15 protein-coding genes are annotated in these 19,556 nt (G+C 72.3%); 10 read left to right on the top strand and 5 right to left on the bottom strand.

Going from position 1 to position 19,556, the window contains the following annotated elements; all coding sequences use genetic code 11:
• Positions 1-134: 134 nt before the first annotated feature.
• Positions 135-3,668 (top strand): DNA polymerase III subunit alpha, encoded by a 3,534-nt coding sequence (gene dnaE / locus ACZ4W5_RS25735; protein ID WP_360244423.1) that lies wholly within the window; start codon positions 135-137, stop codon positions 3,666-3,668.
• Positions 3,669-3,695: 27 nt separating this feature from the next.
• Here dnaE and ACZ4W5_RS25730 read toward each other — a convergent pair whose 3' ends face one another.
• On the bottom strand, positions 3,696-4,583 hold the full coding sequence (locus ACZ4W5_RS25730) for a LysR family transcriptional regulator (RefSeq protein ID WP_360244420.1): 888 nt from the start codon (positions 4,581-4,583) through the stop codon (positions 3,696-3,698).
• 72 nt (positions 4,584-4,655) lie between these two features.
• On the opposite strand from ACZ4W5_RS25730, the gene ACZ4W5_RS25725 reads away from it, so the two are divergent.
• The 6 genes from ACZ4W5_RS25725 to ACZ4W5_RS25700 all read left to right on the top strand — a co-directional run bounded on the left by ACZ4W5_RS25725 (position 4,656) and on the right by ACZ4W5_RS25700 (position 11,016).
• A complete protein-coding gene (locus ACZ4W5_RS25725) occupies positions 4,656-5,543 on the top strand; it encodes a dihydrodipicolinate synthase family protein (RefSeq protein ID WP_465657162.1) in 888 nt (295 codons plus the stop codon).
• A 113-nt stretch (positions 5,544-5,656) separates the two neighbouring features.
• Entirely contained in the window at positions 5,657-6,718 is a 1,062-nt protein-coding gene (locus tag ACZ4W5_RS25720) for an aspartate-semialdehyde dehydrogenase (RefSeq protein ID WP_360244414.1), read from the top strand.
• 249 nt (positions 6,719-6,967) lie between these two features.
• A complete protein-coding gene (locus ACZ4W5_RS25715; RefSeq protein WP_360244411.1) occupies positions 6,968-8,248 on the top strand; it encodes an NYN domain-containing protein in 1,281 nt (426 codons plus the stop codon).
• A 73-nt stretch (positions 8,249-8,321) separates the two neighbouring features.
• The gene (locus ACZ4W5_RS25710) at positions 8,322-9,323 is read left to right on the top strand and encodes an ABC transporter ATP-binding protein (protein WP_402482512.1); all 1,002 of its coding nucleotides are present in this window, start codon (positions 8,322-8,324) and stop codon (positions 9,321-9,323) included.
• Complete coding sequence (locus tag ACZ4W5_RS25705) at positions 9,320-10,129, top strand: ABC transporter permease (RefSeq protein ID WP_402482514.1); 810 nt, start codon at positions 9,320-9,322, stop codon at positions 10,127-10,129. The genes ACZ4W5_RS25710 and ACZ4W5_RS25705 overlap by 4 nt, the downstream gene beginning before the upstream one ends.
• A 107-nt stretch (positions 10,130-10,236) precedes the next feature.
• Complete coding sequence (locus tag ACZ4W5_RS25700) at positions 10,237-11,016, top strand: hypothetical protein (protein WP_465657160.1); 780 nt, start codon at positions 10,237-10,239, stop codon at positions 11,014-11,016.
• Between the two features lie 113 nt (positions 11,017-11,129).
• Here the strand turns inward: ACZ4W5_RS25700 and ybaK are convergent, their stop codons facing one another.
• The 3 genes from ybaK to ACZ4W5_RS25685 all read right to left on the bottom strand — a co-directional run bounded on the left by ybaK (position 11,130) and on the right by ACZ4W5_RS25685 (position 14,188).
• Positions 11,130-11,624, bottom strand: a complete 495-nt coding sequence (gene ybaK, locus ACZ4W5_RS25695; protein WP_360244402.1) for a Cys-tRNA(Pro) deacylase — start codon at positions 11,622-11,624, stop codon at positions 11,130-11,132.
• A gap of 29 nt (positions 11,625-11,653) precedes the next feature.
• Complete coding sequence (locus ACZ4W5_RS25690; RefSeq protein WP_402483300.1) at positions 11,654-12,394, bottom strand: LON peptidase substrate-binding domain-containing protein; 741 nt, start codon at positions 12,392-12,394, stop codon at positions 11,654-11,656.
• A 411-nt stretch (positions 12,395-12,805) separates the two neighbouring features.
• Entirely contained in the window at positions 12,806-14,188 is a 1,383-nt protein-coding gene (locus ACZ4W5_RS25685) for a sporulation protein (RefSeq protein ID WP_465657159.1), read from the bottom strand.
• 197 nt (positions 14,189-14,385) lie between these two features.
• Between ACZ4W5_RS25685 and rfbB the strand changes: the two genes are divergently transcribed.
• The 3 genes from rfbB to ACZ4W5_RS25670 are packed head-to-tail and all read left to right on the top strand — an operon-like array spanning position 14,386 to position 17,760.
• Positions 14,386-15,411: a dTDP-glucose 4,6-dehydratase gene (rfbB, locus tag ACZ4W5_RS25680; RefSeq protein ID WP_402482523.1), complete on the top strand. Its 1,026-nt coding sequence runs from the start codon at positions 14,386-14,388 to the stop codon at positions 15,409-15,411.
• Positions 15,401-16,630: an ATP-grasp domain-containing protein gene (locus ACZ4W5_RS25675; RefSeq protein ID WP_465657156.1), complete on the top strand. Its 1,230-nt coding sequence runs from the start codon at positions 15,401-15,403 to the stop codon at positions 16,628-16,630. Before rfbB ends, ACZ4W5_RS25675 begins: the two co-directional genes overlap by 11 nt.
• A complete protein-coding gene (locus ACZ4W5_RS25670) occupies positions 16,627-17,760 on the top strand; it encodes a DegT/DnrJ/EryC1/StrS family aminotransferase (RefSeq protein ID WP_465657154.1) in 1,134 nt (377 codons plus the stop codon). Before ACZ4W5_RS25675 ends, ACZ4W5_RS25670 begins: the two co-directional genes overlap by 4 nt.
• A gap of 71 nt (positions 17,761-17,831) precedes the next feature.
• On the opposite strand, the gene ACZ4W5_RS25665 is transcribed toward ACZ4W5_RS25670, so the two are convergent.
• Entirely contained in the window at positions 17,832-19,001 is a 1,170-nt protein-coding gene (locus ACZ4W5_RS25665) for a UDP-N-acetylglucosamine--N-acetylmuramyl-(pentapeptide) pyrophosphoryl-undecaprenol N-acetylglucosamine transferase (RefSeq protein ID WP_465657152.1), read from the bottom strand.
• Between the last annotated feature and the right edge of the window lie 555 nt (positions 19,002-19,556).

Raw genomic sequence — 19,556 nt, 5'->3', positions numbered from 1 at the left:
GGGTGAACGCGTGAGTGACGGTCCGGACCCCGAGAGGCGTTCCGGGCCACCTCCATTTCCAGGGCTTTCTCCCCCTGTGACCTGCGCGTTCGCCGGCCCGCCAGATCAGCACCAGAGCCTCCGGAGGCCCCGCCTTGAGCGATCAGCCGTTCGCGCATCTGCACGTTCACACCGAGTACTCGATGCTGGACGGTGCCGCCCGGCTGAAGCAGATGTTCAAGGAGGTCGAGCGGCTGGGGCAGACCCACGTCGCGATGACCGACCACGGGAACATGTACGGCGCCGCCGAGTTCCACAAGCAGGCGACCGAGGCCGGGATCACCCCGGTGATCGGGATCGAGGCGTACGTCGCCCCCGAGTCCCGCTCCAACACCAAGCGCATCCTGTGGGGCCAGCCGCACCAGAAGCGGGACGACGTCTCCGCGTCCGGCGCGTACACCCACAAGACCATCTGGGCCCGGAACAAGGAGGGCCTGCACAACCTCTTCAAGCTGACCTCGCGCTCCTACTCCGAGGGCTGGCTGGTGAAGTGGCCCCGGATGGACAAGGAGCTGATCTCCGAGCTGTCCGGCGGCCTGATGGCCACCACCGGCTGCCCGTCCGGCGAGGTGCAGACCCGGCTGCGGCTGGGGCAGTTCGAGGAGGCACTCAAGTCCGCGGCCGACTACCAGGACATCTTCGGCAAGGAGAACTACTTCCTGGAGCTGATGGACCACGGCCTGGAGATCGAGAAGCGGGTCCGCGACGGGCTGCTGGAGATCAGCCGGAAGCTGGACATCCCGCCGGTGGTCACCAACGACTCGCACTACACCACCGAGGCCGACGCCGGCGCCCACGACCTGCTGCTCTGCGTGCAGACCGGCAAGAACCTCTCGGACCCGGACCGCTTCCGCTTCGACGGCACCGGCTACTACATCAAGTCCGCCGCCGAGATGTACGCGCTGGACTCCTCGGACGCCTGGCAGGAGGGCTGCCGCAACAGCCAGCTGCTGGTCGCCTCCCGGGTCGACACCGAGGGCATGTTCAAGTTCAAGAACCTGATGCCCCGGTTCCCGATCCCGGAGGGCTTCGAGTCCGAGGCGGACTTCTTCAAGTCCAAGGTCTGGGAGGGCATGGACTGGCGCTTCCCGAACGGGTACGACGAGGAGCACAAGAAGCTCGCCGAGTACGAGATGGACACCATCATCCAGATGGGGTTCCCGGCGTACTTCCTCGTGGTCGCCGACTTCATCATGTGGGCGAAGAGCCAGGGCATCGCGGTGGGCCCGGGCCGCGGTTCGGCGGCCGGTTCGCTGGTCGCCTACGCGATGGGCATCACCGACCTCGACCCGATCCCGCACGGCCTGATCTTCGAGCGCTTCCTCAACCCCGAGCGCATCTCCATGCCCGATGTCGACATCGACTTCGACGAGCGCCGGCGCGGTGACGTGATCCGGTACGTGACGGAGAAATGGGGGTCCGACAAGGTCGCCATGATCGTCACCTACGGCACCATCAAGGCGAAGGCCGCCATCAAGGACTCCTCCCGGGTCCTCGGCTACCCGTACGCGATGGGCGACCGGATCACCAAGGCGATGCCGCCGGACGTCATGGGCAAGGGCATCCCGCTCTCCGGCATCACGGACAGCAGCCACCCCCGCTACAGCGAGGCGGGCGAGATCCGCGCGCTGTACGAGAACGACCCGGACGTCCGGAAGGTCATCGACACCGCGCGCGGCATCGAGGGCCTGATCCGCCAGCCCGGCGTGCACGCGGCCGGCGTCATCATGTCCGCCGAGCCGCTGACCGACCACATCCCGGTCTGGACCCGGCACACCGACGGCGTCACCATCACGCAGTTCGACTACCCCACTTGCGAGGGCCTCGGCCTCCTCAAGATGGACTTCCTCGGCCTGCGCAACCTGACGATCATGGACGACGCCGTCAAGGCGATCGAGAAGAACAAGGGCATCAAGATCAACCTTCTTGAGCTGCCCCTCGACGACAAGCCGACCTACGAACTCCTCGCCCGCGGCGACACGCTCGGCGTCTTCCAGCTCGACGGCGGGCCGATGCGCTCGCTGCTGCGCCTGATGAAGCCCGACAACTTCGAGGACATCTCCGCCGTCCTCGCGCTGTACCGACCGGGCCCGATGGGCGTCAACTCCCACACCAACTACGCGCTGCGCAAGAACGGGCAGCAGGAGATCACCCCGATCCACCCGGAGCTGGAGAAGCCCCTGGAGGAGGTGCTCCGGCCCACCTACGGCCTGATCGTGTACCAGGAGCAGGTGCAGAAGGCCGCGCAGATCCTGGCCGGCTACTCACTCGGCCAGGCCGACCTGCTGCGCCGCGCGATGGGCAAGAAGAAGAAGGAGATCCTGGAGGCGGAGTTCGTCCCCTTCCAGAAGGGCTGCCGCGAGCGCGGCTACTCCGACGCGGCCATCCAGGCGGTGTGGGACGTCCTCGTCCCCTTCTCCGGCTACGCGTTCAACAAAGCGCACACCGCCGGGTACGGGCTGGTCTCGTACTGGACGGCGTACCTCAAGGCCAACTACCCGGCCGAGTACATGTCCGGGCTGCTCACCTCCGTCAAGGACGACAAGGACAAGTCGGCGGTCTACCTCAACGAGTGCCGCAAGATGGGCATCCAGGTGCTGCCGCCGGACGTCAACGAGTCGGACTCGGACTTCACGCCGCACGGCAGCGACACCGTCCGGTTCGGCCTGACCGCCATCCGCAACGTCGGCGGGCCGGTGGTCGAGTCGATGATCCGCACCCGGAAGGCGAAGGGGAAGTTCAGCTCCTTCCCGGACTTCCTGGAGAAGGTGGAGTCGGTGGTCTGCAACAAGCGGACCGTCGAATCCCTCATCAAGGCCGGGGCGTTCGACTCCCTCGGGCACACCCGCAAGGGCCTGAGCGCGCAGTTCGAGCCGATGATCGACAACGTCGTCGGGGTGAAGCGCAAGGAGGCCGAGGGCCAGTTCGACCTCTTCGGCGGCGACACCGCCTCGGACGAGCCGAGCTTCGGGCTGGACGTGGTGTTCTCCGAGGAGGAGTGGGAGAAGTCCTTCCTGCTCACCCAGGAGCGGGAGATGCTCGGCCTGTACGTCTCCTCGCACCCGCTGCACGGCATCGAGCACGTGCTCGCCGACAAGGCGGACTGCGCGATCGCGGACCTCGCGGAGCGGCCGGACGGGACGATCGTCACCATCGGCGGCATCATCTCGGGCCTCCAGCGGAAGATGACCAAGCAGGGCAACGCCTGGGCGATCGCCACCGTCGAGGACCTGGCGGGCTCGATCGACTGCATGTTCTTCCCGGCCAGCTACCAACTGGTCTCCTCCCAACTCGTCGAGGACGCCGTGGTGTTCGTGCGCGGCAAGCTGGACAAGCGGGAGGACGTGCCGCGACTGATGGGCATGGAGCTGTCCGTCCCGGACCTGTCGAACGCCCACGCCGAGGCGCCGATCACCATCAACATCCCGACCGGGAAGGTCACCCCGCCGCTGGTCGCCCGGCTCAGCGAGGTGCTGACCCACCACAAGGGCACGACCGAGGTGCGGGTGCGGCTGGAGGGGCCCACCAAGACCACGGTGCTGCGGCTGGACCGGCACCGGGTGAAGTCCGACCCGGCGCTGTACGGGGACTTGAAGCAGCTGCTCGGGCCGAGCTGCCTGGCGGTCTAGCGGGGAGGCTGGGCGGCGGGGTGTTCGTCAGCCCCCGCTGCCCAGCCCCGGCGGGACGGCCGTGTGGAGGGCCGAGACGAAGGCCGAGATGGCCGGGTGGGAGCCCGCGCCGGCCCGGAAGGCGGCGCGGGTGCGGCGGTACATCGCCAGCCTGGTGAGGACCACGCCGGGCGGGGCCCCGGCGGTGCCCAGGTGGGGGACCAGGGCCACCCCCTGGCCCGCGGCGACCAGCGAGAGCACCGTGGTGAAGTCGTCGATCTGGTGCCGGATCCGGGGTGCGAAGCCCGCCGCCTCGCAGGCGCGGACGGCCATGGTGTGGCAGAGCGTGCCCGGCGGGGAGGTGATCCACGGCGCACCGCGCTGCTCGGCGAGCACCGCCGGGGTGCGGGCGGCCAGGTACATCGGCTCGGTGAAGACCGGGCGGGTCACGGCCAGGCCCGGTTCCGGGTCGGCCGGGACGAGGTCGTACTCGTGCACCAGCGCCACGTCCAGCTCGCCCGCGCGCAGCGCCGCGCCGACGGCCGCAGGGTCCACCTCGGTGACCATCGGCTCCAGGTCCGGGTGCCAGGAGGCCAGCCCGGCGAGCACCGCCGGGATGATCGCGCGGGCCGCCGAGGGGTAGGTGCCGATCCGCAGCGGACCGGCCAACCCCCGCTTGGCGTGGGCGAGTTCGGCGTCCGCCTGTTCCAGCAGGGCCAGTACGGACTCGGCGTGGCGGACCAGGCCCCGGCCGGCCGGGGTGAGGGTGACCCGCCGCCCGGTGCGCTCCAGCAGCGGGACGCCGGCCTCCTTCTCCAGGACGGACAGCTGCTGGGACACCGCGGAGGCGCTGAACGACAGGGCCTCGGCGACGGCCGCGATGGTGCCGAGGTGGGCGAGTTCGCGCAGCAGGCGCAGTCGTCGGACGTCGAGCATCGGCTCAGCTTACGAGAAGCGTCACACATGTGAACTGGACCCGGGCGATCGACGGGCCGCAGGATCGTCGGTATGGAACTCAAGGGCATCCACGTCCCCCTGGTCACCCCCTTCGCCGCCGACGGCTCCGTCGCCCTCGACGCGCTGGAGAAGCTCGCGTACGAGGTGCTGGACGCCGGGGCGGCCGGCCTGGTCGCGCTCGGCACCACCGGCGAGCCCGCCGCGCTCACCGCCGAGGAGCGGGACGCGGTGGTCGGCGTCGCCGCGGCCGCCTGCGCGGAGCGCGGGGCGCAGCTGACCGTCGGCGCCTCCGGCGGCGACACCCGGGCCGTCGGCGAGGCGCTGGCCGTGCTCGGCGCGCGGGTGCCGGGGGCGGCGGCGCTGGTCACCACGCCCGCCTTCGTCCGGGCCGGCGAGGCCGGGACGGTCGCGCACTTCCGGGCGCTGGCCGCGGGCAGCCCGCTGCCGCTGGTCGTCTACCACATCCCGTACCGCACCGGGCAGCAGCTCTCCACCGCCGCGCTGCGCGAACTGGCCGCGATCGACGGGGTGGTGGGCGTCAAGTACGCGACCGGCGGGCTGGATCAGACGGCGGCCGAGCTGCTTGCCGACGCCCCGGCCGGGTTCGCCTTCCTCACCGGGGAGGACGCCTTCCTGTCGCCGATGCTGGCGCTGGGCGCGGCGGGCGGCATCCTCGCCTCCGCGCACCTGGCGACCGCCCGCTTCGTCGAGCTGTACGAGGCCTGGCGGGCCGGGGACGTCGAGCGGGCCCGGGAGCTGGGGCACCGGCTGACCGGGCTGGCGCTGTCCGCCTTCACGGCCCCGAACCCGACGGTGACCAAGGGCGTGCTGCACGCCCAGGGCCGGATCCCGACCCCGGACGTACGGCTGCCGCTGCTGCCGGCCGGGGAGGCGGAGGTCGCGGCCGCGCTGGCCCTCGCCAATGGTCTGGACCACTGAGGGCCGTCCGGGCCCGCTCTCACACCGTGGAATACCAGGTCGCCCCACCCGCGTGACAAGGCATGATGGGCAGAGTGCGGCTGTAGACAGCACCATTCAGAGGAGTAGTCGGAATGAAGATCGGCATTGTCGGTGCCACCGGCCAGGTCGGCGGCGTGGTCCGCGAGATCCTGGCGGAGCGGGCTGGTCGTGAAGGTGGACTGGGCCCGGTGGAGCAGCTGCGGTTGTTCGCCTCGGCCCGTTCGGCCGGGCGCACGCTGCCCTGGCAGGGCACCGAGGTCACCGTCGAGGACGCGGCCACGGCCGACTACACCGGCCTGGACATCGTGATCTTCTCGGCCGGAGGCTCCACCTCCAAGGCCCTGGCCCCCAAGGTCGCCGCCTCCGGCGCCGTCGTCATCGACAACTCCTCCGCCTGGCGCCGTGACCCCGAGGTCCCGCTGGTCGTCTCCGAGGTCAACCCGGAGGCCATCGCCGACCGGCCCAAGGGCATCATCGCCAACCCCAACTGCACCACCATGGCCGCCATGCCCGTGCTGCGCCCGCTGCACGAGGAGGCGGGGCTCGCCGCCCTGGTCGTCTCCACCTACCAGGCCGTCTCCGGCAGCGGCGTCGCCGGTGTCGCCGAGCTGCAGGACCAGGCCGCCAAGGTCGTGGACGGCGCCTCCGCGCTCGCCCACGACGGCTCCGCCGTCGAGTTCCCCGAGCCCAAGGTCTACCGGCGGCCGATCGCCTTCAACGTGGTGCCGCTGGCCGGCTCCATCGTCGAGGACGGCTCCAACGAGACCGACGAGGAGCAGAAGCTCCGCCACGAGAGCCGCAAGATCCTCGGCATCCCCGAGCTCAAGGTCGCCGGCACCTGCGTGCGCGTCCCGGTCTTCTCCGGCCACTCGCTCCAGATCAACGCCCGCTTCGAGCGCCCGATCAGCCCCGAGCGGGCCGCCGAGCTGCTCGCCGCCGCCCCCGGCGTCGAGCTGTCCGAGATCCCCACCCCGCTCCAGGCCGCCGGTCAGGACCCGAGCTACGTCGGCCGCATCCGGGTCGACGAGACGGTGGAGCACGGCCTGTCGCTGTTCGTCTCCAACGACAACCTGCGCAAGGGCGCCGCGCTCAACGCCGTCCAGCTCGCCGAGCTGGTCGCCGCCGAGCTGCTCGCCGCCGAGCTCAAGGGCTGATCCGGGTCAACCCCGCGTGACGTTTGGCGGGCCCCGTCGTTGAACGGGGCCCGCCTTCGTGTTTCTTTGCGACTCATTGGGGCGGCTGTTGCGTGACCGGGACATCCGCCGAGGTTCGGGCCGCGAACCTGGGGGAAAAGGTGACCCAACGATCGGGCGGTCAGGGGCCCCCTCACCCCGCACGCCGGGTCGACGGGCGGACCGCCCACCCAGACCGACCTTCGAGGGCGAGCGGAAAGAGGTGCGCGGATGGACCGCTGTGTCGTCCTGGTGGATGCCGGATACCTGTTGGGTGCCGCCGCCAGCCTGCTCGCCGGAGACCCCTCCCGCTCCAAGGTCACCGTCGACCACACCGCGCTGATCAGCGCCCTGCGCGAACGCGCCGAGGCCGAGACCGGGCTGCCGCTGCTGCGGATCTACTGGTTCGACGCGGCCCCCGACCGCCGCCCGATGCCCGAGCACCGGCGGCTGCGGGTGCTGCCCCGCGTGACCGTGCGGCTGGGCGCCCTCACCCGGGCCGAGGGGCGCTGGGTGCAGAAGGGCGTCGACGCCGCGATGCACGCCGAACTCTCCGAACTCGCCCGTAACCGGGCCTGCGCGGACGTCGTCCTGATCACCGGCGACGGGGACCTGCTGCCCGGCATGATGACCGCCAAGGAGCACGGCGTGGCCGTGCACCTGTGGGCGTTGCAGGCCGCCGACGGGGACTTCAACCAGTCCGAGGACCTGGTCGGCGAGGCCGACGAGCGGCGGGTCCTGGACCGCGAGTGGATCGAGGGGTCCTTCTCGCTGCGCGACCACTCCACCGTCTTCCCGGCGCCCGGGACGGGCGGCGCCCGGCAGGAGATCGCCAAGATCCTCGCCGCCCCGCCGGCCCCGCTGCCCAGCGTGGTGCCCCCCGGCGTCCGGCCGGCCGCCGCCGAGGCGGTGCCCGAGGCGCCCGCCGCGAACGGGCGGCCCCAGCCGGCCGCCGCCCTGCGGGTGGTGCCCACCCCGAAGGACCTCGCCGGGCGGGTCTCGGCCGTCACCCCGATCACCGCGGCGGCGAACGGGCACGCCAACGGACACGCCGCGGCCGGACAGGCCGCCAACGGGCAGCCGACCGGCGGACCGGTGCTGCGCTGGTCCTCCGACCGGGGCTGGGTCGACCGGCCCGCCCCCGAGCCGTCCGTCACCGCCGGGGACGGCCTGCCCACGCTGGCCCAGCTCACCACCGCCGAACAGCGCTGGGCCGACCGCGAGGAGGACATCACCACCATCGGCGGCGACGCCCACGAGGTCGGGCAGGTCTTCGCCCGCCGCTGGAGCGACCGCCTCGGCGACCTCGAACGGCTCACCCTGCTCTGGCCCGACTACCCGCGCATCCCGCACCGGGTCGACGGCGAGCTGCTGCGCTACGCGGCCCGCTTCGGACTGCTCGCCCACAAGGACGACCAGATCGACGAGCACGACCGCTACGCCATCCGGGCGGGGTTCTGGAAGGAACTGGCGGCCCGGGTCCCGGGCGGGTCGATGGTGGTGGACGACTGACGCGTCCCGGCGGCCTCCGGCGACCGGCCCCCGTTGTCCGGTTCGCCCGTGTGAGCGCGTAAAGTCTCCGGTCGTGGAAGAGACGGCCGGGCGAGCACCCCAGGACACCCCCGCGCCGTGCGTGGCCGTACGCGATCTGGTCCGGACCTACCGCACCGGGCGCGGCGCCGCCGCCACCGAGATCCGGGCCAACGACGGGATCAGCCTGACCGTCCGCGAGGGCGAGGTCTTCGGGCTGCTCGGGCCCAACGGCGCCGGGAAGTCCACGCTCGTCCGCCAGCTCACCGGCCTGCTGCGGCCGGACTCCGGCACCGTCGAACTGCTCGGGCACGACATCGTGCGGCACCCGGAGCGGGCCGCCCGGCTGCTCGGCTACCTCGGGCAGGAATCCACCGCGCTGGACGAGCTGACCGTCGCACTGGCCGCCGAGACCACCGGACGGTTGCGCGGGCTCTCGCGCACGGCCGCCCGCGGCGCGGCCGCGGAGGTCCTCACCGAACTCGGGCTGGAGCCGATCGCCGGCCGGCCGCTGGCCAAGCTGTCCGGCGGGCAGCGGCGGCTCGCCTGCTTCGCGGCCACCCTGGTGGGGGAGCGGCCGCTGCTCGTCCTGGACGAACCCACCACCGGCATGGACCCGGTCGCCCGGCGGGCCGTCTGGTCGGCCGTCGACCGGCGGCGGGCCGAGCACGGGACGACGGTGCTGCTGGTCACCCACAACGTGATCGAGGCGGAGACCGTGCTCGACCGGGTCGCCGTGATCGACGAGGGCCGGGTGATCGCCTGCGACACGCCCGGCGGGCTCAAGGCCCTGGTGGACGGCGACGTCCGGCTCGACCTGGTCTGGCGGGACGAGGCGCCGATCGGCGTCCCCGCCGTCGCCGAACTGGCCGCGCGCGCCGAACGCACCGGGCGCCGCTGGACCGTCCGCACCACCCCCGAGCAGGCCCGCGAACTGGTCGCCGCCGTCACCACCGGCCCGGCCTTCGCCGCCCTCGACGACTTCACCCTCGCCACCCCGAGCCTTGAGGACGCCTACCTCAAGCTGGGCGGCCGCCACGGAGGACTGGCCAAGTGACGCTGCTCTCGGTGCCCCCGCGGACCGGCCGGGCCACGGCCGGCGCCGCCCCGCTCGCCCCCGCCGCCCGGCTGCTGCCCGCCCTGGCCGCGGTGTACCGGGCGCAGCTCACCCGGGCGAAGGTCGCGCGGATTCCGCTGCTGTTCGTGGCCACCTTCCAGTCCGTCGGCATCCTGGTGATGATGCGGGGCGTCGTGGACGGCGGGCAGACCTCGGCGGCGCGGTCGGTGGTCGCCGGGTCGAGCGTGCTGGTGGTGGCGTTCGTCGCGCTCAACCTGCTGGCCCAGTACTTCGGGAAGCTCCGTGCCACCGGCGGCCTCGACCACTACGCGACGCTGCCCGTCCCGGCCGCCTCGGTGGTGCTCGGCGCGGCCGCCGCGTACGCCTCGTTCACGCTGCCCGGCACGCTCGTCACGGCCGGCATCGGCGCGGTGATGTTCGGGCTGCCGCTCGGGCAGCTGTGGGTGCTGCTCGCCGTGGTGCCGCTCGCCGGGGCGGCGCTGTCCGGGCTGGGCGCGGCCTGCGGGCTGCTGGCGCCGCGGCAGGAGATCGCGACGATGCTGGGGCAGCTCGGCATGTCGGCGGCGCTGCTGCTCGGCGTGCTGCCGGTCGACCACCTGCCGCAGCCGGTGCTGTGGCTGCGCGACCTGCTGCCGTCGACGTACGGGGTGGAGGCGTTCGCGCGGACCTTCGCGCCGGATCCGGACTGGGGCATGGTGCTGGCCGACCTCGGGGTGTGCGCGGGGGTGGGCGTGGTGTCGCTGGCCCTGGCCACCTGGGCGTACCGGCGGGCTGTCGCGCGGTAGGGCGTTGCCGCGGGTGGGTTCGGCGGATCTTGCCGGGGCTGCGGTGCGGTCTGCGGTGCGGTGGGCGGTGCGGCCGTTCGGACGGGCGTCGTGAAACGATGGGACCCGTGACCGTACCGAACACACCTCCGGAACCCGCCCGCGCCGATGTGCCGGCCGAGCCGGGAGCCGTACCCGACCCGTTCGCACCGCCGCCGGCCTCCGACCAGGAGCCGCCCGCCGGCCTGCCCGCGGCGCCGCCCGCGGGCGGGCGCCGGGTGCCGGACGAGCTGCGGATCGGCGCCGGGGTGGTGCTGGTGTGCCTGCTGGCCGGACTGGTGATGGCCGGGCTGTGGGCCTGGCTGGCGCCCAAGGTGCCGCTGGTCGTCGACGGCGACCGGATCCTTTACGTCGACCCCGAGGGCGAGCAGCGGGCCGGCGCCGACGCGGTGTTCGTGCTGATCGGGCTGGGCGCCGGCATCCTCACCGCGCTCGGGGCCTTCCTGGTGACCCGCAAGCGCGGCGGCGGGATCTCGGTCGCGCTGGGGCTGGCGATCGGCGGACTGCTCGGCTCGTACGGGGCCTGGAAGCTCGGCCGCTGGCTCGGGCCGAGCGACAACCTGATCGGCGAGGCCCGGCGGGTCGGCAACGGCGGGCACTTCGACGCGAGCATCGACCTGGGGGCGATGGGGGCGCTGCTGGTGTGGCCGATGGTGGCGATGGTGGTGCTGCTGGCGCTGTCGGCGGCGTTCGGGAAGCGGGAGGAGGACCCGCCGCCGTACTGGGGGGTGCCGGCCGGGTCGTACGGGGACCCGGCGGGGCCTCCTGCGGAGGTCGCTCCGGTGGACGCCGGGCCGGTCGCCCCGGTGGACGCCGCTCCGGCGCCGGAGGACCGGCGGCAGGGCTGAGCCCTTGAGCGGGGCGGAGGGGCGCAGGGGCGACGGGCCGGGTACCGGTCGCGGCCTCCCCGCCCCGCGCCGTTCCCCGCGCCCCTTGGCGGGTTTCCAGGGGTCTCTGCTTCTCAGCGGGCGATCGGGGCGGTGCGGGCGTTGGTGAGGGCGATGAGGTCGGCGGGGGCCAGTTCCACTTCGAGGCCGCGGCGGCCCGCCGACACGTAGACGGTGGGGTGGGTCAGGGCGCTGGCGTCGACCACGGTGCGCAGCGGGCGGCGCTGGCCGAGCGGGGAGATGCCGCCGAGGACGTAGCCGCTGCTGCGCTCGGCGGCGGCCGGGTCGGCCATCGCGGCGCGCTTGCCGCCGACGGCCGTGGCCAGGGCCTTGAGGTCGAGCTGGCCGGCGACCGGGACGACGCCGACGGTGAGGGTGCCGTCCACGTCGGCGACCAGGGTCTTGAAGACCCGCTCGGCGGCCACGCCCAGGGCCTCGGCGGCCTCGCCGCCGTAGGAGGCCGCGGCCGGGTCGTGCTCGTAGGCGTGGACGGTGTACGGGACGGCGGCGGTCTCCAGGGCGACGGTGGCGGGCGTGCCCTGGCCGCCCTTCTTCGGCTTCTTGGCCATGCGCGGGTGCCTCGGGTCGGTGGGGGCGGTCAGTTGGGGCTGAACGACTGGCGGGTGAGGTCGACCGCGGGCAGCGAGGGCAGCCAGCTGAGCACCGCGCTCTCGCGGCGCAGCAGGTCGAGTTCGATGCGCAGCCGCTGGGCGGTGTCGGGGCAGGCGAGCAGCCGCTGCTTGACCGGGGTCTCGAAGACCGAGGCGGCGGCGACCAGGTAGGAGAGCACCTGGGGGTCGTCGGGCAGCTGCTGGCGGCCGTGGGTGCTGGCCTCGCGGGCGCCCGCCAGGCGCTTCTGGTAGACCCGGAAGGCCCGCTCGACCTCGGCGGCGAGGGCGCCGGAGCCCTCGCCGGGGCGCTCCTCGACCGGCTCGATCTCACCCGTCAGGTACGGGCCGCCGACGTCGACCGAGCTGAGCCGGAACCGGGTGGTGCCGGTGACCAGCAGCTCGTAGCGGCCGTCGGGCTGGGGCTGGACGGAGGAGACGTCGGCGACGCAGCCGATGTGGTAGACCGCCTCCAGCGGGTCCCCGGTGACGGTGCCCAGGCCGTCGAGCGGCCCGGCCGGGCCGTCCTCGGCGGGGCGGACCGGGGCGACCTCGCGGCCGTCCTTGATGGCGAGCACGCCGAAGCGGCGCGGCTCGTCCTCGGGCTGTTCGAGCAGGTCGGCGACGAGACGGCGGTAGCGCTCCTCGAAGACGTTCAGGGGCAGCACGAGGCCCGGGTAGAGCACGGTGTTCAGCGGGAAGAGCGGCAGCCGTTCTGTCACGGCGGACAGCGTAGTTCCCCGGGCCCCCACCGTGTCGCGCGGTCAACCCCTCGGCCCCGATCGCCGGGCACCGCGGAGGCCCCGGCCGACGGGTTCAGCCGCGCCGGAGAGCGATCATGCACACCCGACCGCCGAGGAGTCGGCTCCTTGGCTGCGAGTCGTATCCAAGCGACAGCGAAGGCTGTGCCCGCGCAGGGCTGCGCGGGCACGGGCGGCGCGGGCACGGGCGGCGCCGCCGGGCGTGGCACTGACGCCACTGCCGAGCGCGGGGTCCTGGCGCCGCCGAGGCCTGCGCAGCGGCGGCAGATGCCGGGGGGCACCGGATCGTGGCACTTGGTGCACATCGTTCGCGACAGCTGGTGGAGTCCGGCTGGCGACACCATCTGGACCGGCTGACCCCAGGCCGGCGTGCATGGCCGCTCAGCTGGCCATGGCCAGCTCCGTGCGTGCCCGCTGCAGCAGGTCCCGAACCGCCGGCTCCTTCGGCCAGCGCCGCAACTCCGTCGTGTAGTCCCGCACGTAGTCCCGCGCCCGCGTCGACTGCACCCGCGCGAGGATGTCGACCGCCCGGTGCCCCATCGCTACGCCTTCCTCGAGGCTGCCGCCCTGCAGGTGCACCGTTCCGAGCACCGTGAGGCGTAGCCCGACCGAGCGGGCGAAAGAGCCCTCGGGCATCGCGTCGGCGTGCCGGTTCCACGTGAACGCCGCCTTCGGGTTGCCGAGGTCCCGCCACACCTCGACCGCATCCGATGCGAGCCGGGTGTGGGTCATGTAGCTGATCCACTCCGGATCGTCGTCGGGCCGGGCACGGCCGAGGAGCGTCTCCGCCTCCGACAGGGCGCGCGACGCCGCCCGCGGGTCCCGTGACCGGCCGTGCGCCCGGGCCTCGACCATCTTTGCGAACGCCAGCACCCGCGGGCTCGCCGACCCCGTTGCGCGCTCGTAGCCACCCTGGACCATGTCGATGGCCTCGCTCGGGTAGCCGCGCAGGACGGCCTGCAGCGCCATCGTGGACATCACGTGGCTGCCGACCTCGGTGTCGCCGGCCGCGCGGGCGAGCGCGAGGGCCTGGATGAAGTGCCGCTGCGCGGCGTCGTGCTGGCCCATGTCCAGCGCGGCCCAGCCGACGACCCGGGCGAGCTCGGCGGTCACGCAGTACAGCTCGGCGCCGATCTTCTCCGGGTAGGTGCCGACCAGCAGCGGGCTCGCGCGGTGCCGGAGGCAGTCCGCGACGCTGCTGGAGCGCCAGCTGCCGCCGCCGTACTTCGAGTCCCAGGAGCGGGCCTCGCTCGCGGCCTGCCACAGTTCCTCCAGGTCCGCGCGGCCGACCTGGAGGCTGCCACGGTGCCCAGGGAGCGGCGCGGAAGGCCGGACCAGCCAGCGGGTGACCGGGGTGGTGTAGGCAGCGACGGCGAACGCACCGCCGATGAAGTCGCGTCGGTGCACGGTGCTCCAGAAGTTCGCGGCGTTGCGCACGGCGTCGCCGGCGTCTCTGGGGAAATCCAACCCCATCGCGGCCGGGTTAGCAGGGAGGCCAGCCATACCCATCTCCGTAAGGGTGACAGGCCGTCCGAGGCGTTCTCCCAGCGCAACGGCGATGAGTTCGGGCGCCGGGGCGTCGGGGATCATGCCCTTGTCCACCCAGTTGCCGACACTCGTGTGGGTGTATGCGCGCGGCTGACCGCGCTGCGCGGAGAGCTCGTTCACCCGCTGCGCGAGGCCCTTGCGGCTGCGGCCGCTCGCGGCCAGGAGCGCGCCGAGACGGTGGTTCGGTTCGCGGGTCCTGCGTGGTGCCGGCGCCATGAGGGGTCTCCTGCCTGCCGGTGGCCGGGCTTCGAGGGTAGGCCCGCAGGCAGCAACATCGTTACCGCTTCTGCGCTTTGTGGGCCCCCTCTGTGTGCCTGCCGGGCACCACCCTTCCGGGAGTGTTCTGGAAGCCGGTCGGACCGCTCCTCGCGACAGGGCAGGGCGGCCGTCCCCCCCCCGGAATGGAGGAGCGCATGCGCCAGCTGCTTGTCACCGGCGGCGCCGGTTTCATCGGATCCCACTTCGTCAAGCGGATGCTTGCCGCCGACGATGTCGAGCGAATCACCGTCCTCGACGCCCTCACGTACGCGGGCAACCTGGACAACCTGGGTTCGGCGCTCGACTCGCCGAAGCTCACGTTCGTCCACGGTGACATCCTCGACACCACGCTCGTCACCGACCTGATGGCCCAGCACACTGCGGTCGTGCACTTCGCTGCCGAGTCCCACGTCGACCACAGCTTCGCCGACGCCGGGGCGTTCGCGGCGACGAACGTGCTGGGCACCCAGCGGCTCCTGGAGGCCGCGGCCAAGGCCGAGGTGTCCAAGTTCGTCCACGTGTCCACCGACGAGGTCTACGGGCCGCTCCTGGACGGTGCCGCGACCGAGGACGCGCCGCTGCGCCCGACGGTCCCCTACGCCGCAAGCAAGGCCGCGTCGGACCTGGTCGCCCTGTCGTACGCGGTCACGTTCGGGCTGCCGGTGTGCGTCACCCGCTCCTCGAACAACTACGGGCCCGGCCAGCACCCGGAGAAGGTCATCCCCCGGTTCATCTCTGCCCTGATGCGGGGCGACAAGGTCACTGTTCACGGGCAGGGTCAGCACGTGCGGAACTGGCTGCACGTCGAGGACAACTGCGCCGGCGTCGAGCTCGTGCTGCGCGACGGCATGCCCGGCGAGGCCTACAACCTCGGCCTCGGGACGGATCTGACGAACCGGGAGCTGACGGCGCGGCTTCTGCGGGCCTGCGAAGCGGACTGGAGCCGCGTGGTGTACGTCCCGGATCGGACCGCGAACGACCTGCGGTACGCGATGGACTGCGCCAAGGCCGAACAGCTCGGCTACCGGCCGCGCCGCTCTCTCGATGACGGTCTCGCCGAGACCGTCGCCTGGTACCAGCACCACCCGGACCGCTGGGCCCCGCAGGCCCGCAGCCCGCAGCCCCCGGTGCCCGCCGTCCACGTCACGGCCCCGAGCCCGGAGCGTGACCGTGTCCGATGACCAGTTGCCCCAGAACGCGCTGCTCGTGCTCGGCGCATCGGAGGAGCACATCCCTCTCTACCAGGAGGCGGGACGCCGAGGAATCCCGACCATCGCTGTCGATATGCGCTCGGACGCCCCCGCGTTCCCCTTCGCCGATGCGGCCATGAAGGTCTCCACCCGGGACGCGGGTGCCATCACCGAAGCGCTGGGCGACACGCGGCCCGTAGGGATCGTGGCCGGTGCGAGCGACGCTGCGCTGCTCACCTGGCGAGTCCTGGGCCTGCGCTACGGCATGACCTACGTGTACCCGGAGGCGGCCTTGGCGGGCCTCGACAAGGCCGCCTTTCACAGGGTCGTCGCGTCCTGCGGTGTCGCCGGGTACGGGTGGGCCGCGTCAGACGACCCGGGGGAGGTCGCCGCGAAGGCGGCAGAGTTGCGTTTCCCCCTCATGGTCAAGCCGGTGGACGGATCGGGCAGCAAGGGTGTCACCCGTGTCACTCACCCTGACGGCCTCCCTGCCGCCATCGCCCGTGCGCGCGCCTACTCCGCTTCTCGGACCGTGATCGCCGAGGAATTCATCCACGGGCGACAGTTGACCATCGATCTCTTCCTCCGCGACGGCAAGTCGCTCATGACCTGCATCAAGGATCAACACCTTGTGCCCGGGAGAAGCGTCGTCAGGCGGATCAGCACGGCGCAACTCTCCCCGGCGGAACACCGCCACCTTGAAGGAGTCGCCGAGCGGCTGTGCCGTGCGCTGGGCATCGTCAACGGGCCCGCGAACTTCGACCTCGTCCTTGGCGAGGACGGCCAGGGCCGCGTCGTCGAAGCCAACCCGCGCCTGAGCGGGGACAGCATCCCGCGCCTGCACGAGGCGGCCTACGGCGTCAACGTCGTGGGCGCGCTCGTCGCACTCGCGCTCGGTGAGCCGTTCGACGCCTATCTGAGGCCGACGCGCAACGCGCACGCAGGCGTGGAACTGCTCGGCTCCCCCCTTGACGTGGAAGGCGAACTCGCCACTTGGGAGGGGGTCGCCGAGGCCCGCAACGTCCCGGGTGTCACCGGTATCGAGCTGTACGCCAAGCGAGGAGACCCTGTGCACCCGCATGACCAGTCCGGCCACAAGATCGGCATGATCACCGCCGCCGGACCGTCGCCCGCAGACGTGTCCGTGGCCCTGGACAAGGCCAGCTCACTGCTCCGACCGATCATCCGACCGACCCGGGAGTTGTCGTGATCACCCCGTCGCGGCCTGACGCCGCACGCAACGCCAGCCCGTACCTGTACGGGACGGAACTGGAGGCCGTGGGGCGCGTCCTGGCTGACGGCCAGTACGGGCACACCGCCGTCACCGAGCAGTTCGAGCAGGAGGTCGCCCGGTTCCTCGGTGTCCCGGACGCCGTGGCCACCGCCTCCGGCACGGCCGCGCTGCACTGCGCCCTGATGGCCGCCGGGGTCGGCGCGGGGGATGAGGTGATCGTGCCGTCCATGACGTTCTGCGCCACTGTCCAGGCGATCCGCGCCGTGGACGCGGTCCCCCGCTTCGTTGAGGTCAACCCCGACACCCTGTGCGTGGAGGCCGCCACGGTCATGGCCGCCGTGACCGACCGCACTCATGCAGTGCTGCCGGTGCTGTACGGCGGCCGGGCCGTGGATCTGGGCGCGGCCTACGGCACCCTCCACGAACGCGGCATCGCGGTGATCGAGGACGCGGCGCACGCCTTCGGCTCGCACCTGAACCACCGGCGCGTCGGTGCGACCGGAGCCCTGACGTGCTTCTCGTTCGGGCCCATCAAGAACCTCACCTGCGGTCAGGGCGGCATGGTCATCCCGCGCAACCCCGGCGAGGCCGACTTCCTACGTGGTGTGCGGATGCTCGGTGTGGTGCAGTCCCAGGTCGAACGCCAGGCCATCACCGGCTACAGCGTGGAGGGTTTCGGCCTGCGGTACCAGATGTCCGCCATCAACGCCGCCATCGGCCTCGCGCAGCTGCGCCGCTTCGCCGAGACGGAGAAGACCCGGCGGGAGCTGTGGGTCGCCTACGGCGACGCGCTGCGCGGCATCCCGGGGGTGGAGCTGGTGGACGTGGACGTGACCCGCACGGTGCCGCACCTGTGCGTGGTCCGGGTGCCGCACCGCGAGGACGTGTTCCGGATGATGAAGTCCCGGGGCATCGCGGTGGGCGTCCACTACCCGCCCAACCACCTGCAGACAGCCTTCAAGCCCTGGCGCCGGCCGCTGCCGGTCACCGAGAAGGTCAGCGAGGAGATCCTGAGCCTGCCGTTCCACCAGCACCTCACCGAGACCGACATCGACCGGGTGGTGGACTCACTCGAACAGGCCCTCACATCGGCGGGAGGACCGTGATGCGCAAGACCTTGACCGTGTGCCTCGGCAACAGCCCTGCACACCGGACGCTGACGCCCCAGGCCTGCTGATCAGGCGGAGGCGGCGGACAGCAGCACGTCGACCAGGCGCTCGGCAGCATCGGGGCGGCCCAGCTGCCGGGCCTGGTCGGCGATCTGTCCCCGCAGCCCGGGGTCGGCGAGGAGCGGCCCGATCGCGCCTTGCAGCATGGTGGCGTCGACCTCTCCGGTCAGCGCCACTGCTGCGCGCTGGCGCTGCAGGTGCATCGCGTTCTGGGCCTGCTCGTTGCCGGCCGACGTCGCGAGCGGCACGAGCACGGCGGCCTTGCCCAGGGCGGTGAGCTCGGCGATCGTTCCGGCGCCGCTGCGGGACAGGACGACGTCGGCCAGCGCCAGTACGTCGGGGAGCTCGGGGCCGACGTAGCCGGTCAGGTGGTAGCGGGCGGCCAGGTCCGGCCGCAGGGTGTGCACCGTCGCGCTGAGGGCGTCGAGGTTCGCGGGCCCGCACTGATGGATCACGTTCGCCCGCGAGAGGAGCCACGGAAGGGTGTCCCGCGCCAGTTCGTTGATCTGCTGCGAGCCCTGGGCGCCGCCGGTCACGTACACGGTCGGCAGCCCGGAGGCGAAGGAGTGCAGGCCGAGCGCGTCGACCGCCTTCCGGGCGTGGCCGGCCAGCACCTCGGGCCGAACCGGGTTGCCCGTCACCACCGTGGTGCCGCGCACCGACTCCGGCAGAAGTTCGAGGGTGGCCTCCGAGGAGACCGCGAACCTGGTGGCCGCGCGCGCGAGCGACCGGTTCGCCAGCCCGAGCCGCACGGTCTGCTCGTGAACGACCAGCGGCCTGCGGCACATCTTCGCCGCCAGACCGACCGGCACCGCCACGTACCCGCCGGTGGCGAGGACGACGTCCGGCCTGAATTCGGCGACGATCGCGCGGGCCTGGGCCACGCCGAGCGGGACGCGGCTCATGTCGCGCACGTTCGCGGGCGACACGAGCTTGAGGGGGTTGGACGAGCGCCGGACCTTGCCCGTCGCGACCGCGCGGAAGGGGATGCCCTCGCTGGCGGCGACGCGGTTCTCCAGGCCACCGTCGACGCCGACCCACAGCACCTCCAGCGCGCGGCCGGCCGCAGCGAGCCGAGCCTGGAGGGTGCGGACCGCGGTCAGGGCCGGATACGTGTGACCGCCGGTGCCGCCTCCGGTCACGATCAGCCGGAACGGCTCGCTGCTGCGCTGCGTCACGGGGCGCTTCCTCTGTTCGCGGACGTTGTCCGGTCCACGCTAGCGCCTGCCTGGAGAGCCCAGTTGGACCGTCACACCTGAGGGGGAGACGTCCCGGTGCGCGTGCGCGGTTGCCGTCCGGGCCGCGCTTCTTGGTCGTGCATGGCCGGAGCCGACCATCGGCATGGGTGGCCATCGAGGCGTCGAGCGGGACTGCCGACCCGGAGTGAATGGTTGATCCGGATACAGGATTTCAAGGCCTTCTCGCCGCCTGCACAGGAAGTCGGTCTGGACGACTTCCTGAGCAGAAATGTCGGAGATTCCGTTGCCGCTTCGGCATCGTCGAAGCGGCAACGGAAATGACAGGGGGAAATGGGTGACTATCTGCTTGTGTGTAGACTCGCTCAGTTTTGCTGGTCGCTGAATTAACTTGATTTGGGATTTTCGGCGAGCCTTGGGCTTTCCTATATTTCGGGCGGGCCGGCCGTGCTGCGGCCGGCCCGCCCGAATATTGTTTGTTTGTTTGTTTGTTTGTTTGTTTGGGTGGGTGGGTGGGTGGGTGGGTGGGTGAGACCG

It is taken from the genome of Kitasatospora sp. NPDC029367 (assembly GCF_055569135.1).
This window is presented reverse-complemented; position numbering and strand designations above follow the sequence as displayed.